Origin of the sequence: Escherichia sp. E4742 (assembly GCF_005843885.1) — a bacterium.
GTDB lineage: Bacteria > Pseudomonadota > Gammaproteobacteria > Enterobacterales > Enterobacteriaceae > Escherichia.
Genome location: NZ_CP040443.1, coordinates 2,579,141 through 2,596,006, shown reverse-complemented (window position 1 = coordinate 2,596,006; position 16,866 = coordinate 2,579,141). Strand labels below are relative to the sequence as shown.

Below are 16,866 nucleotides of genomic sequence, written 5' to 3'. Positions count from 1 at the left end.
TTCCGATCTCCTTATCGCACCGTCAATATTCTGGTTTTCCCTGCCACGCGAAACTGCGCCTGCTGCCCTGTAATCGCCGTTAACGTCCAGCCCTGACGGGTTTCCCCCGGCTCCATCAGCGATATATCCATGAGTTGTGTTACCGACTGTGGTGCTATCGCAGCAAAGGCAACCCCGCCCCGTCGTTCAATACCTGTAAGGACGAAGGGAGCGGTAGCTGGTCGATGCGATTTTGGCTTGTGCTTCTTCTTTACTGTCACAACATCAGGCATTACGGCAGGAACAACGGCGGTATTGGCTGGACGTTGTTTCAACGTTCGAACCTGTTCCTGAAGGGAGGACAACTCTGTGTTAAAGGCCGAAAACGAGGCAGACTGCTCACGCTGTTGTTTATCGAGCACATCAATCTTCTGCTGCAAAGCCGCAAGCGCCGGTTTGCCAACCATCTCTCCAAGTTGCATTCGTGACACTTCAAACTGCTGTTGCAGCATTGTCATCTGTTCCTGAAGTGGCTCGATATCCGGGCTACCCTGCAACGCAGTTTTAAGCTGGCTAACCTCCCCAGAAAGAAGCTGAACCTGCTTCAAGCTAATAAATGTCGTTCCACCCAACGTAAACAAAACCAGCCCGCCCAAACCATAACGGATTATCGCCCAGAGTTTGCTACGGGCAGCTCTTGCGGACGCTTTCATTTCAGGAATCTCCATGACACTAATGGATTCGTTCATTTCAGCATCCTCTGCGGAGCCGGAGCGGTGATATTGACGGGGTGAGCAGTTAATGGAACTGAAAGGGAGTTGATTGGAGATTTCACTGCTTCCGGCGGCAAACGATAGCCATCACGTAATGAATGGCAGACGATCCGTTGAACAGAATCAACTTCAAGCTGCCAGGACTCCCCGGCCAGGATTTGTAATGCCTGGCTCAGGCGCATTGGCCCCAGTTGATTATGCACAGCAGGCAACCTCTGGTTGTACAGCACCCGGTTCGCTGGTGTCGTACTGCACAACGAGTACCCGGACTGGCGCAGAGCGTAGCGCATGGCATCCGCCACGGTCGGCGATAATGACGCGGGGATACGGATATCTATTGTTTGCTCCAACGGAACACGTTGCGCAGCACTCGGAGAAGTATCAACCAGCAGGTAGCGGTCGTAGCGCACCACTTCAGGCGTAGCCGCATATACATCCGATTGCGCTGGCTGGATATTGCCGTTCAGAGCAGCAGGATGTGGCTGCGTATCAGGTTGCTGGAGCTTTTGCGCACAGCCAGTAATGATGCTGGCCGTCAGGCAAATAGCAAGGGTGATTAGATGATTCATGCGGGTTCCTCAGTTAAGCAAAAGAGGCCCAACTTTGCGAAACCGAAGGTATGCTCACAATGAACAACTGTTATTGCAGGGCAAAAAAAACGCCAGAAAAATCTGGCGTTAATCACAAGGAGGGTATGATGTGGAGATAAATTCTCTTTTTATTATCAGGACGCTGAGTCGTTAGACTCAGCTTTTTCAGCTTTATAAACCATATTTTGCCCCACTTTGATAAAACTGATTTTAATCAGTCTCGCTCGCAGTGCTGCTCTTGATTCACCTGCATGATTGCCTTTGGTCAGTGTAAACACATCGGCAGTCAGATTACTGAGTTTAAAACCGATAAGGACCTTCTTCTCTTCATTCACTGCATTCTGGCAGCGTCTGATTAAAGAACTGGCTTGTTTACCCGATACCGTGACATCAAAACGCGTGTACTCAGGTTTTTCAGTTGAGCCATGTAACGCGTTTATCGTACAGCTCAGGAACGACACCGTAGCGGTGTTAATTTCGCGAATGTTGCTCAGGTAACCCAGCCCATCAATATGCAAATTAAAGTAGCTGGATTGTGGTTTCGGCTGTGCCGGTGCCTCTGACACAACCGGAGTTGCTAATTCAGCAGGGGCTGGAGTCGGAGCTTTCTTGCTGGCACTGCTTTTTTTAGCTTTAGCGGTGGTGGTTTTAGATGCTGTAGACATGGCGTTTCTCCTGGAAAAATTCGATAAACGGAGAAACATCCCAGCCGGGTGTTTTCCCGCTGGGGTGTCAGACATCAAAGTGACGCTGACGGTCTGTGGTTGAAGTGTACCTTTATCGCTATTGCGATCCCTGCTCTCAAAGGTTAAGCAAGGTTACCGCCCGAAGGCATCGTCTCTCAGGCCATGACGATTTTGGCTGGCAATCACCCGAAGGCGTCCCTCTCAGATTACTAGGACATTGGCTGTTGTCGGTGACAACGGAGTAAGAGAGGGCATTGTTAACGAATTCAGGCAGAAATCAATACATTAATTATTTCTGCCACAATTAAATTAACATATTTGGATTAATGTAGGTAGGGGAGAGTTGACAGTATCACCGGTAATTACCATCCCAAAAAAAATATTTTTAAATATTAATGTCGATTAAAATTGAGAAGGCGAAACACGTTCACTACAAAAACAGCCATTATAAAAATGACAAAATAAAAAAAGATCATAAAACAAAAATAATAACATGTGAGTTGCGATATTATTTCTTAATTTAATACCTTACTATTCTTTTTCATGAAACCTTAAAAACATTGCTTCAATTTTATCGTTATTAATTACTTTAGCAGCCATGGGATATTTGATTTTATCATTACTTTTAGTGACATCACTCAAGCATTTTTCATCAAAAGCACAGAATATATCAATACGCTCATGTTTTATTTTCTCTGAGTTACCTCTGTCTCCAGCGAAAAAATACCCATCATGATGAATCTTTTCTCCAGAAGGCAGAGTAATAAGTTTACCTCGAGCTTTAGCTATATAAATAACGGTACCATAGCGTATATATGAAGGGTCAACTGCTATCGTTCTATAAGGAACTAAAAACCAGTTTTTTACACCTAAACCAAATTTAGCATTAGTTAATTTATATCTTGACTTCCCATCATGCTCACTACTTCCAATAGGAACTTCCTTTAAACAATCCACGTTAAACTTGGGATTGTTTTTAGTTTGAACATAGTTAAGAATTACAGGCTTACCATTAAAAGTGGTTGAAATAGATCCTTCAATTGCTCCTAAACACCAGTTTCGAGGAAGTATTTTATCGCTAATAGGACTCCCTGATATATCTCGATATGGAATGCTATCCTTTGATGAATCTGCAGCCACAATTTTAACGTAAAATCGTGAAGCTGCAACGGGGATTTCTTTAATAATCTGCGATGCAGATGGTTCTGGTAGATTAAATAGATAACGATCGTCTATATTTATATCAGGCGTAGATGTGGTAGCTTTCTCATCTATATCAATACGAGAATTTAGCTTATTGTCAGCTAATGACGATTGCGATAAAGAACATAAAATAACGATAGTTAATACTGAAACAGCTACATTATTGCTATAATGAACTATCATATCATCACCATTATTACAAAAGTTAATTATCCTATTCTAATTCTGCAGATAGGCATGCTGCAGCTAACTTTGACGCTATGCTATAAATTTTCTTAGGGTCATCTGTCCTCTGAGCTTCGACGGAAGCACGCTGTATTTGCCTAGCGATGCCTTCCTTTTGTAATAAATAATAATTCGTCCCCAATGGCCCTTTCTCTGAATTACCAAGAATCATACTAGACATGCCAGAAACACCTGCAGCGATACCTCCAACTATAGCTCCGCTTCCTGCGGTAACAATAATCGCACCAGTAATACCGGCAATACCTCCTATACCACCAACAATCAACTTAGCCTGCTCTGCATTCTTATATCCAATTTCGTAATTATTATGAATAATACGACATCTATTACTTGCTAAGATAAAATCCTCCCATGCAGCCGCAAACTCTTTTTTTTCTTTATCGTTAGACGTACTTAGTTGCTTTGGATAATTAACCAATTCAATTTGGTCTGGTACTTTGGTTCGTTCATAAAAACAGCCATTAAGCGTATATATAAAAACTAATACAACAAGTTGTTTTTTCACTTGATACAACCCAGTAGTATTTTACAGATAAGTATAGGTCTTTTTTTCACTTGCAAACATTTCAATGCGACATTCACTTCATTATTTTTACATTGTACATTTCATTTAAATCAGTGGAATATCCGAAAGTTATAAACACTTATCACTTTTTAAGCTCTAAAATGCTTTTAATACAGAATAAACGACCTACTTATATTGAAGATACAACTAAATCAACCTTCTGATATTTATGGAAAAATAGAAATATCGCCTCCTCATTGAGAACTCAACGAGGCTGGATATGTTGGCCTATTACCAGATTAGGTAATCATGAAGATAAACAGCTTTCCCATAGCAGAATTGGTGCGATTCATATAAAAAAGGCCCGATCCCATCCTAGTATCGAGCCTCTGAACCTGTACCACGGGTTCATCGTCAATGTCACTTCTCCGGGCCAGAGCCTTTCATTGGCCGACGTGTAGTCTCACGGAGGGTCACGCCTTACAACCTCATCCAGGTAACAAAATGGGTTGCCATACTGTCCAGTCGTTCGCCTGTATGAACGAATAACCGGATTACCGCAGTCGCGGGGTACTTCAAAGCCATGAGCAAAATAGCAAATTCACGCTACGCTTCCAACCAAAAACATAAATCTAATCAACCATTGTTCTTTGCAGGACTTTTCCGCCGCCGAGCAGGTTTCTTTGCTCCGATATTCACAATCCCGTTGCAGTCAGGGTAGTTGACGCATCCCCAGAATGAGCCGGACTTCCCCGTGCGCTGCCGCGTTGCACCGCCACAAACCGGGCACGGCGGAGACGGCGGTAACGTAATCCTGACGGTCTGCTGTCGCCCTTTTTCCACCAGTTGCCTGGTCCAGGCAGACTGTTTCGCCATAAAATCATCCAGCGTCATCCGGCCTTCAGCAATATCATCCAACGACTGCTCCCATAGTGCCGTCATGCCGGGATCTTTGAGCTGTGCAGGTAACACCGCCATCAGGTCAGCGGCAATAGGCGTCGCCAGCAGGTGCTTGCCTTTCTTCACCACAAATCCACGCTTCAGCAACGTTTCAATCACGCCTGCCCGGGTCGCTTCTGTACCCAACCCCGCATTCTCCTTGAGGATCTTTTTAAGGCGCGGATCGGTGACAAACTGCGCCGCGTTCTTCATCGCGGCAATCAATGTACCTTCCGTATAGTGCTCCGGTGGTTTTGTTTGCTGCTGTTTCGCTTCTGCCCCAGTGACCTGGCATACACTCCCTTTAGCCATTGCAGGTAACCGGGTTTTGTCACCGGAACTTTCTGTATCTTCTTCAGCGTCCTTACCAAACAAGCTCTTCCAGCCAGCAACGACCACAACCTTACCGCTGGTCTTAAATAACTGCCCACTGGAATGCAGCGAAATCCGCGTGGCATCCACTTCATGGTTTGGCAGGAACTGGGCCATATAATGCTGCCGGATAAGCTGGTAAACGTTGCGCTCCTGCTCACTCATTTTTGCAAGATCACAGCGCGGCTTCGTAGGGATAATACCGTGGTGCGCGGTGATCTTTTTGTCATTCCAGATTCGGGAAACATGCTGCATATCAAGCCGCGAGATGGTCGCAGATAAAGCGGGATCGCTTTGCTGTATCGAAGCCATCACCTGTCCGATCTCGCCACGCATGGATGTTGGCAGGTAGCCGCAATCAGTACGAGGGTACGTGGTTGCTTTGTGAGTTTCATACAAAGCCTGCGCAATATCCAGCACCTGTTGAGCGCCATAGCCAAAACGACGGGAACAGGCTTGTTGTAGCGTACCAAGATCAAATGCCAGTGGAGCGGATTCAGTCTCCCTTTTGGTCTCAACCTCCGCCACCGTCGCCTGCCCGGTTTTCTTGCAAAGCTGAACCACCTGCTGCGCCGCAGTCGGATTAATACAGCGTTTTTCCTCATCACAATACGCCGCTGCTGGTACCCACTGCGCCTGAAATGTGATCCCTCCCGCTGCCAGCTGCACCACAACATTCCAGTAGGGCTTCGGGACAAACTGCGCAGTTTCACAATCACGCACCACAATCAGGTTAAGCGTCGGCGTCTGCACCCGCCCCACGGATAACACGCTGCCGTAGCCGTTCTCCCGCGCCTTGACTGAATATAGCCGCGTCATATTCATGCCGATCTGCCAGTCAGCCCGGGCACGGCCCAGACCGGCTAAATAGTAGGGTAAAGTCGCATTTCCGGGCTTTATCGCCGCCAGTGCGGCGCGAACGCTGGCTTCATCAAGTGCCGAGAGCCACAACCGCTCAACTTTTCCCTGATAATGGCAATAATCAAGGATTTCACGGGCAATCACCTCTCCTTCCCGATCCGCATCAGTGGCAATCACTACCGTATCCGCCTGTTTCAGCAGTTTCTGGATGACGGAAAACTGAGCCGCAGCATCCGGTTTAACCTGCATTTGCCACGTTGTCGGCAATACCGGTAGCACATCGGTACGCCAGGGAACACCGAACTGTTCACCGTAGGCATCCGGGCTGGCCTGCTCCAGCAGGTGACCAAAACCCCAGGTTACGCACACACCGTTTCCGGTTTGATAACCCGGCATTTTTTTTGTCGCACCCAGCACGGCGGCAATATCGCGCCCCTGGCTGGGCTTTTCACAGAGAAAGAGCTTCATCGAATCGTCCCTTCCGCCACGCTCTTCATATTCTCAAACAGCTTGCCGGTATACGCCGCCGTGGCATGGGAGGCCAAACCGGAACGAAAGGTGATATACATACGACAACCAGAACCATTTTTCTCCAGTTCGACCTGAACGCTGTCATCGGTATTTTCGCTTCCCCAGTCGCGCCCCATTTTGTAATAGCTGCCGGATTGCCCATCCCATACCCAAGCTCCATCGGCTACTGAAGCAGCAGTCCATCCTCCGCTTTGCGTACCGTTATTACGTAGTTGCGCCACTTCTTCAGCCGAGATAAAACCGTAGTAGCGTTTTACTCGCCCAGCTGCCGTATCAACATCAACGGGAACACGATATTCCTGCGCAATTTTGTGGCTGGCCTGCGGTACACCTTTCGATAACACTACCGGACCACTGTCTGGCGGTGCAGAGCCAACTGAGAAGATCCCACCGCCAATCTGGTTTATCGCACTGTTGACACTGTCAACACTCGCACATCCACTCAGGCAGGAACTCAGGAGGAACAATCCGGTACAAGCTGTTTTATTACTGATCATCCTGCACCTCCTGCTTTGCCGCTTTCTCTTTGCTTGACTGGCGTTTGAAGGCAGCTTTCAACGCTTTAATACTTTCGGTACTTACCGGTGGAGAAAAGCGGGAACGGCGGATTCCCAGCAGGATCGGCTTGTCCAGTTCCCCAAATTGTTCGATAGCCTGTCGGGCAGCATCATTATTTGAAGCTATATCCTGGCGGGTAACGGGATGAGAACGGTAGCGCAGGGCTACAGAGAAGATTTGCCGAATTTGATGGCTACCGCGATGTAACCAGGCTTTTCGCTCTTTCAGCGACATCAGACCGTAGTGATGCGCCTGGAAGACGCGCAAGATCAACTGATCGAATCCAACCAAGAGGTAAACGCAGCGGTATCCCAGCGGAGTATGGCTGTGAACGGCAATATTCAGCGGTGCAGTAGAGGTTACTCCCGAAAGGGAGGCGTTAACTGGCAACATTGCCATCAGGGCATCGATATCATTCAGCCATTTCTGGAGCTGCTGACTGGCTGTCTCCAGCAATGTTTCCACTTCCATCAGAGCCGCATCCGCCCACGGATTATCGGCCAGTGAATCTCGGTTTACCGTGGAAATTAACTTGAAAAACAGCGGCATTCCGATAAGTGAAGGCTTATCCTCCGAAGCTGGCCGCCCACCCCAAGTGTTAATCGCGTATTGGGTGTGCAACTCGATGCGCAGCTCAGAATGCAACGCACCGGCTTTCTTTTCTATCTTGTCTGACATGATTTTCCATCTATAAAAGTTCAACGAGATGGAAATAGTTGTGTATTGGTGATACGAAGCACAATAATAAAATCATTGTACAAAAATAAAATTTATTCTAGGAGGGCAGAAAAATCTGCCCTCTTAATAATTACCAACCGTAAGACACTCCCGCCGCAACACCAAGATTATTTTGTGTATCAAAGGATGACTTTAATGAAACAATAGTTCTATCGTTGACACGGTAATAGCCACCGGCTGAAATCGCTTGCTCACTGTCGAAGTTCGCCATACCCATACCGAAGTTGAAATCATAAGAGAAGTTTTGGGGGATACTTGCCATCGCCATCGCGCCAGCGATACCCGCAGCAGCTTTCTGACGATTTTTATCAACTTTGCTATCTAATTGTTCAATTCGTCCGTTCACTTTATTTATTTGCGAGTTCGTATAATCGATAGATTGATTGAATCGGTTATCGGTATACGTTGTTGCTTGATTTAACGTATTTCTTGTGGATGTGTCTGTGTAACTTTTCGAGATATCAATTGCATAACTATTACCCTGATTAACTCTCGAATCAGTATATTCAATTGCTTTGTCATATGTATTCTTTGACGAATTATCGGTGTATGTATTGGCATCAACAAGCGTCTGCGCCGATGAGTTATCAGTGTAGGAGCGCATATCATTGGTGGCGTTCGTTACCTGAGTATCTGTGTACGTATTGGCATCGACCAGCGTCTGCGCCGATGAGTTATCAGTGTAGGAGCGCATATCATTGGTGGCGTTCGTTACCTGAGTATCGGTGTACGTATTGGCATCAACAAGTGTCTGCGCCGATGAATTATCAGTGTAGGAGCGCATATCATTGGTGGCGTTCGTTACCTGAGTATCTGTGTACGTATTGGCATCGACCAGCGTCTGCGCCGATGAGTTATCAGTGTAGGAGCGCATATCATTGGTGGCGTTCGTTACCTGAGTATCGGTGTACGTATTGGCATCGACCAGCGTCTGCGCCGATGAGTTATCAGTGTAGGAGCGCATATCATCGGTGGCGTTCGTTACCTGAGTGTCGGTGTACGTATTGGCATCAACCAGTGTCTGCGCCGATGAGTTATCGGTGTAGGAGCGCATATCATTGGTAGCGTTCGTTACCTGAGTATCGGTGTACGTATTGGCATCAACAAGCGTCTGCGCCGATGAATTATCGGTGTAGGAGCGCATATCATTGGTAGCGTCTTTTATTTTCGAATCTGTATATACGTTTGCATTATCTTCAGCGTTATTTGCTTGCTGATCAGCATATGATTTCGCACCTGCATCACCAGCATCAACATAACTTTGATCCACGCCGTTACTGATATTTGAAATTGTATTATCTACGTATGATTGCATGTCACTAAATTTAGAGTCAGTGTATGCATTTGCGTTCGATTCAGCCGCCGCAGCTTTTGAATCTGCATGATTTTTAGCGTTCTGTTCCGCTGTTGCAGCCTTCTGATCTGCATATTTTTTTGACGCAGCATCAGCGGCATCAACATAACTTTTATCAACTCCATTATTTTCAACATACGATTTCATTTCGTCGTATCTTTGGTCTGTATAATCTTTTGATATATCTATTCCTTTATTAACAGCGTCTGCAACATCTGGTTCATCCATCTGCGTACAGTGTTCATCCCCGCCGCCTGAGCGAGTGCACTCATTAGTCCAGCGAACATGAGAACCATCATCAGTAAAATCAGCCATCGCAGGACCTGACAACAGTGAAGACATAACAAGTAAATAAATTTTAGAGTATTTCATTTAAATTTCCTTTTTCTAGCAAAAAAGGAAGTAAACAAAAACTACGATATTTCCCCCACAGAAAACCATATTCGCATTTTTAGTATTTTTTCAGGGTTAACTGCAATAGATCTCGGCAGAAACATTTTCAGACTAAATCTCATTTATCTTCTGTTCCTTAAACCACCATCAAGACTTTTAGTGTTGACACTGTCAACACTGGTTATTTTATGAGCTAAAATAACTACTACGGATCTTGTCCATCGTTCGTGAGACAAACTCACGTCTGCTTCGCTTTATCTCACGGTTGAACTCTTTTGTTGCCGATATGCTAACAATTTTTTGTTTCACAGGCGCAAGCTTAGGTATATCCCCTTTATCTCCTATATTAAACAGTCCCTCTCTTGCCCGTTTCAGGTTTGCCAGCAGATACGCAGTGACGTTCCTGACTTCCGTTGCTTTCATACGACCAGCCAGATCGTCCAGGATTCGCTGCCCTAACTCTCCAGGTAACGCTCCAAGCTGCCGCTCCAGCATATCCCGGTCGGGCATATTCAGTCGTTCGATTACCGCTGTCGGCCATGACAACCGACTTTCGCCCCCTACGTACGTATCTTTTACACTCTGTGTAAAACTACGTACGTAACGGTTCGATTTTCGAACTAAGCCGCCATCCCTTGATTTCCGGCTTAGTTCGGAATCTGAACCCGGTAAAATATCCCCCTTCAGACAGCCCAGTTCGGATTCCGAACTCTGTGATTTTTGACCCGGTTCGGTTTCAGAACTGGGGATTTTCTTCTGCCATGATGACACTATTTCCTGCGGAGTTTGTGGAGCGGACAAACGCGCTTCTATCAGCGCAACGCGCGAATGCCGGTGACGCATACGGGTATCGGATTTGATTTCCTGCAAAACGGCCAGCGCCGTCAGGCGTATCGTTTTATTGGTGTGTCGGCAGGCATCAGCAACGGCGTCAAGCCAGCCGGGGTCGAAATATTCCGCGTCAAACAGTCCCAGTGGCTCATCATGTTGGGCATAGATATTGCCGCGAATGCGCCCAGATTTATCTCTGACTCGCTTGCAAAGGCTCAGCCATCCGGTAAGACGTAGCATTAACAGCGCCCTGCTGATCGTCTCACGAGAGGCTTTATCCGAATGAGGTAATGCCAGTTGACATTGCAATTCGTCGTAGGTAGGAAAAACAGCGCCCTCGTTCTGCTGGGCGTACAGCCGGATCATCACCCACGCCATCTTATCCAGTGGCGATAATCGGCTATCCAGAAATAAGTGCCGAGGAACGGCGTCATGCACGTTCCCCAGAAAGAGCAATCCACTCTGCTCATTAGTCTGCTCGCCGGATTGTGTTTTTTGCTCAATCCGGTTTTGCATCTTCGCCAGCGTACACTGGATAACATCATCGACGGGAACAACGGCCATCAGGCGGCACTCCATCCTTTGGTTAACGTCCAGACTGCGGTTAACGAAATGTCCTGCTGCTCAGCGATTAGCATCATGGCCTCTAGTGCATCCAGTGATTCCAAGTTGTCAACGTTCGATGCCTTCCATTGCCGCCACACCTCCAGTTCCTGCTCTTCTGTAGGGATCTGAGTGCGCCCCTGTCGGGTTACAACGCCAACAAGGCGTCGCCGGGAGCTGACCTCCGTCGCCGTCAGGCCAAAAAAATGCTGCATCAGCTCGATAGAGCCACCCAGCGTTAACGCCCTGTCGATACGCTGCGTCCGGCTCTGTTCACGACGGGCCTGCGCCAGCATGGTGTTCAGGTTGGTATGGTTAATGCGGAAGGTCAGAAGCGATACCTGCGTATTCACCAGATAATGCAGATCCTCGACGGTTAAGCTGTTTAGTTCCTGAATCTCTTCCAGCGTTAACCCCATCGCCTCACAACGGCGGATATTGCCGGATTTCAGCTCCATTACAATCTGCGTTAAAAGTGCATTCATTACGCACGCCCTCCATAAATAATCGCAATATCAACAGCCCATGCCAGAAAACAAAACAGAATGATGATCCATGATGTGGCTTCAGCTTTCATCGTATCCTCCATATCCAACACGCCACCGAAACTCTGCAATGGTCTGACATTCAACGCACAGCCTGACGCCCATAACAGCTCTGCGACGGGCCTCCGGGATCTCATGTCCACATCGTTCGCATTCAGCGGAAGATATCGCCGGTGATATAAATGAAGAGCGAATGCGTTCTACCTGGCTATCGACCATCAATTGGGTCACTTCCTGCGCCTCATCAATCCAGTCAGCTTTCATGCTGTTTCCCCCCTTAATGTCTCACGTTGCAGCTCGCGCAAACGGCGCACTACCCTGATTAAACGCAGGAATTTCACCGCATACACATCATCAAATAATGGAGCATCTAACGGACCGGAACTGGATGCACCGATAAGAAACCCGGTTAATATCGATATAGGCATATCCGTCGCCTCACCGCACAACGTAGCCAGAGGTTCGCCATCTGGGTTTGATGAGAGGGAATAACCCGTTCCCAGGAGAGATTTATCTTCCTGAACAGCATCTTCAACCCCCATCACCTCCGCCAGTTCGAAAGCCAGGCGAAACGCGATGTCCTGTAGATGTTCAACATCATCCTGTAACGCCGGGATATGCCAGATATCGGTTACCGGCTCCAGCCCGTTCGCGGCAAAAGTGATAGTATTTGCAGGTGGTTCCAGGAGCGGCTCGTCACCAGCAGAAGGTCCTGGCTCAGCGCCCGGAAGAGTGTCGGGTAAGTCAGGTGTTGAATCCCGGAGGGTATTCCCATCATAAAGATCTAGCGGTTCTTCATCGGGCGGGTGATCCAGATCATTGGAGGAATTGCCCTCAGTTGTGACAGGCCTTTTCTCCTTTAACCCGGAATCAGTAGCAACGGAGGGCGGTTCAGCAGCCGGTGGTTGTGAAGGCTCATCATGGATTTTGTCCGCATCCAGAACATGCTGGGGAAGCGGCTCCGGCGCACCGAAGAGTTTGCGCCGGTTCTGTTCCTGTGGATCGAGTTCAATCAGCCAGCTATCGTAGGTCAGTTGCGGATCGGGCATCGCCTTCAACAGGGCCGTAATCAGCTCTTCTTTAAAGACATCGGCTGAGTAGTGATCCGCGTCGTCAAAAGCGCGACAAACACCACCAAAGACATCATTAAATTCCTGTTCCGGAGGCAACGCGACGTTCTGACTGAAGGCTTGCCAAGCTTTTTCTGCCGCTGTTCGCAACGTAATTAGCTGGGCGATCTGAGGTCGTCCCATACCTGAATTAAGCAAGTTGGGCATCCACGGATAAAGGTACTCAATTGTCGCCACCATACGACTGATATTCGAATGGTGAACCGGATAACCCGCCTCTTTCAGCAGATCGGCCAGCTCACGCTGGCTCACTTCGCGCCCCAGCTGTTCCTCGTAAATAGCTCTCGCCTTTTCGATACCAAAGGCTTTCTCAATAAATGACAGCTCGCCACGCACATCATTCTCGGCCAGATGACCGATGACACACTGCAAACGTCCCGGCCACGGCTTTACTATGCACTGGACGCGGTTAAAGCGTTCATCACCGGTTTCTATATACAGTTCAGTCAGGGCGGAATAGCGAGTGTTTCCGCCGTCGCTGAAGATATAAACATCCTCAGGATTTTCCGGATCTTTGGTAACTTTAGGCACCGAATCCAGCCCCCGGGCGCGGATCGACGCTTTGATATCTTCATACTTCGGGTTGCGGGATGTTCGGGGGTTATCAGGATTAGGGCGCAACTGCTCCAGCGTTAATACCATCGGCATTTCATTTATCGGCAACACCACAGCAGAGCTTCCAGTATTCGGGGTACGGCCCCGCTGAAGCAACTTTTCGCCTAACTGGCTGGATTTCTTAGAAGTCATAGCGACCTCCTGTGAAATCCTCAAAACGGGTAATCTCCGCCTGGTACTGTACTTTTACAGTACCAATCGGGCCATTACGCTGCTTGCCAAGAATAATTTCGGCCACACCGGGTTCAGACGTATCGGCGTCATACACTTCATCCCGATAAACAAACATAATCAGATCGGCATCCTGCTCCAGCGCCCCGGAGTCACGCAGATCGCCATTATTCGGGCGCTTATCTGCCCGGCTTTCCAGTGACCGGTTAAGCTGTGATAACGCCACCACCGGACAACCAATTTCTTTCGCCAGCGCCTTGAGTGAGCGGGAGATTTCCGCGATCTCCTGCGTCCGGTTCTCCTGCCCCGGGCAGCGCATCAGTTGCAGGTAATCCAGCAGGATCAGGGATGGATTACCGTATTTACGGATATTCCGCCGTACCTTTGAACGCAGGATTGTCGGAGTCATGTAACTGGAATCATCGATTACCAGCCTTCCTTTCCAGTCTTCAAGCAGGACTTTCATTGCTGCACTAACACGCGCCCAGTCTTCATCCTGCATATCGCCATTGCGCAGGTGTTGCAGAGGCACACGCCCCAGCATGGCGGTAAAGCGCATTAGCAACTGCTCGGTAGGCATTTCCAGACTGTAAACCTGTACAGCCATGTCCGGTCGTTCATTCAACGCCCCTTCGCAGAATGCCAATCCAAAAGCAGTTTTCCCCATTGACGGACGGCCAGCCAGCAAAATCAGGTCGCTGGGCTGGAAGCCGCTGGTCATCGTATTCAGTTGAGCAAAACCGGTAGGCGTACCGGTAATGAGATCTTCACTACTGCAACGTTGCTCTAATTGATTGAGGAAGGATTCCAGTGAGGCATACAGATCAACGTCGCCATCCGGAGATTGTTGTTCGGCAATAGCAAAGATGCGGCGCTCAGCTTCATCCAGTAATACCGTCAGGTCACTTCTGGCATCGCTGGCCTGTCCGACCAGATCATGCCCCAGTTCCAGCAACCGACGCTTTTGGCCGTAGCTGGCAACATACTCCGCATAAGCCACAATATTGGCCGCACTGGGCGTATTTTTGGAGAGTTCAGCGAGATAGGCAAAACCGCCACACTGTTCTAATGTCCCCTGCTGCTCCATTGATTCAGCCAGAGTAATCAGATCGATGGGCTTGTTCTGAAGCAGAAGAGCCTGCATCACTGAGAAAATCACGCCATGCGGTCGCGAATAAAAGCTGTCGGCAGAAATAATCGTTGCGATATCATCCCAGCGATCGTTATCGAGCATCAGGCCACCAAGAACGGCTTGTTCGGCGCTGATGGAGTGCGGCGGCGATATCTTTTCGGCGTTATTCATGCTGGCCTCCGACGCTACGACATTCAGCCAACGCTTTATTCAGACGAGCCAGCCAGGACGGGGAGACAAGAAACAGCGGCCAGCCATCCCGTTCGACATCAAGATAAACGGCAGAACCAGCAGAATAGCCAACTTCAAAGAAACGCCACTCCCGGGGAGAATCAATCTCCATATCCATACTGAGATCAACAAGCTGGTTATCCGGCATCAGGTTCCATACTTCGAGCTGGGATTCACAGCAATCCCACATCGTCATCAATAGACCGGGTATTTTTTCCAGTGCATCAGCGTAAGTTTCGGCTTCAAAAAAGACCCACTGCTCATCAACTGTGATCCGGCCATCGCGGTTTAAGAGGCTGTACGTTGCCCGATAGAGTCTCATCACTTATCCCCCTTCGGCTGGTTTTGCAGTACTGCATCAAAACGGTCGCGCCACTGGGGGAATAATTCACAGGCCAGATCATGCATAGTCTGCGCCGCTGGCAGACTCTTACGGTCAGTATGGTATTCAAGACGGTGAGCGGGTTGTCCCCGCGTATGGCCCAGTTTGTAGACTTCAAGATCGTAGATTTGGGTTTCGAGCAGAGTGACGGGGGGAATATCCGCTTTGCTATACGTTCCATCTGTAATTATCGTAGTTAATGCGCTCAGCGCTTCTTCGGCCAGCAGAGTGTAATCCATGCAGTTGACCAATATCTTCATTGGCGGCAACGCAATACCAAACCCACGGTAGGGAAGCAGTTCTTCCATCAATCCCACCGTTCCTCGTAAGAATTCCCGAATATCAGGCATTACAGGCTTTACAACTGCCAGCGCGGTATGTGTTGTCGCCAGAAGCATCTGCTCCAGCATGATTGAGCGAGCGCCTTGTGTGTCACCAATAATTACGTCATAAGAAGCAAATAATGGATGCTGTAGCTGATTACGTAATCGGATGCGCCCATCCGGCGCGTGCATCATTGCCGTTTTTAGTTGTCCGTGAGGATCGTTGGAAATTATCAGATCAAGATTTTCAATGCAGGTATGGGAAATTAACTGTTCCGGATGGTTAAGATCTACAGTCTGCATAAGCAGCTCATACAGACCACATGGAGCTTCATAACGAAGAGGGTAATAACTGGAGACGGTTGGCTGACGGTAATCGCCATCAAGCAGGAGAGTTTTGAGACCGGCATCGGCACATAAGCCTGCCAGGTTGGCAGATTTAGTAGACTTACCTTCACCGCCTTTGGTAGAAATTACTGAAATTACATGCATATAAGTCACCTGTATATGATTTACAGGTAACAAACGTTCTATGCGTGTTTAAATCAGGGATTGAAAATCCCCGTGTCCTTGGTTCGATTCCGAGTCCGGGCACCAAATTCATATAAACGGACCTCCACGGAGGTCCGTTTTTCGTTTCAGGACGCCACGATTTAACCGTTCTTCCTCCAAATCACTCCCACCAAACTCAACCAAATTCTCCCCACATCACCAGCATTTTGCGGGTATCCCCCTGTTTGAGAAAATTTGTCCCGGAGCTATGACACTGACTGACGCGAAATGTCGTGCGGCCCCGTGATGCTGTTGAACGTCAAATGACGTCATCCGGAGCGTAACGCATCCATAAACAGAACGCCGACTGATGAGATTTTCTGGATGCGAACAAAGAGAAATGTATCAGTCCGTTTGATCATGCAAAGACTAACAATCCATTAAAATAGTAAGCGTTCCAGGCAATTTTCCGAGGATTGTTTTCTGAACGTTTTCTTTGGCAAAGATAATCAATCTTGGTGGTAAGGCAAATTACTTCTGATTCTCATTAAAGTCCTTTCGTAAGGCGATGTAATCAAGAGGTTTACGGCTGGTAAAAATAACGTCTCATATTCACCGGCAATATGTAAACGCATCCATCTATAGTTGGTAAAAATAGGTTATGGCAATTATCATTGCACCAT

16 protein-coding genes are annotated in these 16,866 nt (G+C 48.0%); all 16 read right to left on the bottom strand.

Annotation, left to right across the window (positions count from 1 at the left end):
• Positions 1 to 11: 11 nt before the first annotated feature.
• The 16 genes from FEM44_RS12580 to FEM44_RS12505 all read right to left on the bottom strand — a co-directional run bounded on the left by FEM44_RS12580 (position 12) and on the right by FEM44_RS12505 (position 16,183).
• The gene (locus FEM44_RS12580; protein WP_135523585.1) at positions 12 to 728 is read right to left on the bottom strand and encodes a hypothetical protein; all 717 of its coding nucleotides are present in this window, start codon (positions 726 to 728) and stop codon (positions 12 to 14) included.
• Positions 725 to 1,321 (bottom strand): PFGI-1 class ICE element type IV pilus protein PilL2, encoded by a 597-nt coding sequence (gene pilL2, locus FEM44_RS12575; protein WP_135523584.1) that lies wholly within the window; start codon positions 1,319 to 1,321, stop codon positions 725 to 727. Before pilL2 ends, FEM44_RS12580 begins: the two co-directional genes overlap by 4 nt.
• Positions 1,322 to 1,476: 155 nt before the next feature.
• Positions 1,477 to 2,007, bottom strand: a complete 531-nt coding sequence (locus tag FEM44_RS12570) for an STY4534 family ICE replication protein (RefSeq protein ID WP_135523583.1) — start codon at positions 2,005 to 2,007, stop codon at positions 1,477 to 1,479.
• A gap of 552 nt (positions 2,008 to 2,559) precedes the next feature.
• Positions 2,560 to 3,414, bottom strand: a complete 855-nt coding sequence (locus tag FEM44_RS12565) for a 3D domain-containing protein (RefSeq protein WP_135523582.1) — start codon at positions 3,412 to 3,414, stop codon at positions 2,560 to 2,562.
• A gap of 31 nt (positions 3,415 to 3,445) precedes the next feature.
• A complete protein-coding gene (locus FEM44_RS12560) occupies positions 3,446 to 3,982 on the bottom strand; it encodes a hypothetical protein (RefSeq protein ID WP_138159010.1) in 537 nt (178 codons plus the stop codon).
• Positions 3,983 to 4,618: 636 nt separating this feature from the next.
• The gene (locus FEM44_RS12555) at positions 4,619 to 6,622 is read right to left on the bottom strand and encodes a DNA topoisomerase III (protein WP_135523580.1); all 2,004 of its coding nucleotides are present in this window, start codon (positions 6,620 to 6,622) and stop codon (positions 4,619 to 4,621) included.
• Positions 6,619 to 7,182 (bottom strand): hypothetical protein, encoded by a 564-nt coding sequence (locus FEM44_RS12550; RefSeq protein ID WP_135523579.1) that lies wholly within the window; start codon positions 7,180 to 7,182, stop codon positions 6,619 to 6,621. Before FEM44_RS12550 ends, FEM44_RS12555 begins: the two co-directional genes overlap by 4 nt.
• Positions 7,172 to 7,921, bottom strand: a complete 750-nt coding sequence (locus FEM44_RS12545; protein ID WP_135523578.1) for a PFL_4669 family integrating conjugative element protein — start codon at positions 7,919 to 7,921, stop codon at positions 7,172 to 7,174. Before FEM44_RS12545 ends, FEM44_RS12550 begins: the two co-directional genes overlap by 11 nt.
• Before the next feature lie 130 nt (positions 7,922 to 8,051).
• Positions 8,052 to 9,707: a YadA C-terminal domain-containing protein gene (locus tag FEM44_RS12540; protein WP_138159008.1), complete on the bottom strand. Its 1,656-nt coding sequence runs from the start codon at positions 9,705 to 9,707 to the stop codon at positions 8,052 to 8,054.
• Positions 9,708 to 9,914: 207 nt separating this feature from the next.
• Complete coding sequence (locus tag FEM44_RS12535; protein ID WP_135523575.1) at positions 9,915 to 11,123, bottom strand: STY4528 family pathogenicity island replication protein; 1,209 nt, start codon at positions 11,121 to 11,123, stop codon at positions 9,915 to 9,917.
• Entirely contained in the window at positions 11,123 to 11,647 is a 525-nt protein-coding gene (locus FEM44_RS12530) for a DUF2857 domain-containing protein (RefSeq protein WP_135487275.1), read from the bottom strand. The genes FEM44_RS12535 and FEM44_RS12530 overlap by 1 nt, the downstream gene beginning before the upstream one ends.
• An 81-nt stretch (positions 11,648 to 11,728) precedes the next feature.
• The gene (locus FEM44_RS12525) at positions 11,729 to 11,971 is read right to left on the bottom strand and encodes a TraR/DksA C4-type zinc finger protein (RefSeq protein WP_135523574.1); all 243 of its coding nucleotides are present in this window, start codon (positions 11,969 to 11,971) and stop codon (positions 11,729 to 11,731) included.
• On the bottom strand, positions 11,968 to 13,584 hold the full coding sequence (locus FEM44_RS12520) for a ParB family protein (RefSeq protein WP_135523573.1): 1,617 nt from the start codon (positions 13,582 to 13,584) through the stop codon (positions 11,968 to 11,970). The genes FEM44_RS12525 and FEM44_RS12520 overlap by 4 nt, the downstream gene beginning before the upstream one ends.
• Positions 13,574 to 14,926 (bottom strand): SPI-7-type island replicative DNA helicase, encoded by a 1,353-nt coding sequence (dnaB-PI, locus tag FEM44_RS12515; protein ID WP_135523572.1) that lies wholly within the window; start codon positions 14,924 to 14,926, stop codon positions 13,574 to 13,576. Before dnaB-PI ends, FEM44_RS12520 begins: the two co-directional genes overlap by 11 nt.
• Complete coding sequence (locus tag FEM44_RS12510; protein WP_087901595.1) at positions 14,919 to 15,308, bottom strand: hypothetical protein; 390 nt, start codon at positions 15,306 to 15,308, stop codon at positions 14,919 to 14,921. Before FEM44_RS12510 ends, dnaB-PI begins: the two co-directional genes overlap by 8 nt.
• Positions 15,308 to 16,183, bottom strand: a complete 876-nt coding sequence (locus tag FEM44_RS12505) for a ParA family protein (RefSeq protein ID WP_087901594.1) — start codon at positions 16,181 to 16,183, stop codon at positions 15,308 to 15,310. The genes FEM44_RS12510 and FEM44_RS12505 overlap by 1 nt, the downstream gene beginning before the upstream one ends.
• Between the last annotated feature and the right edge of the window lie 683 nt (positions 16,184 to 16,866).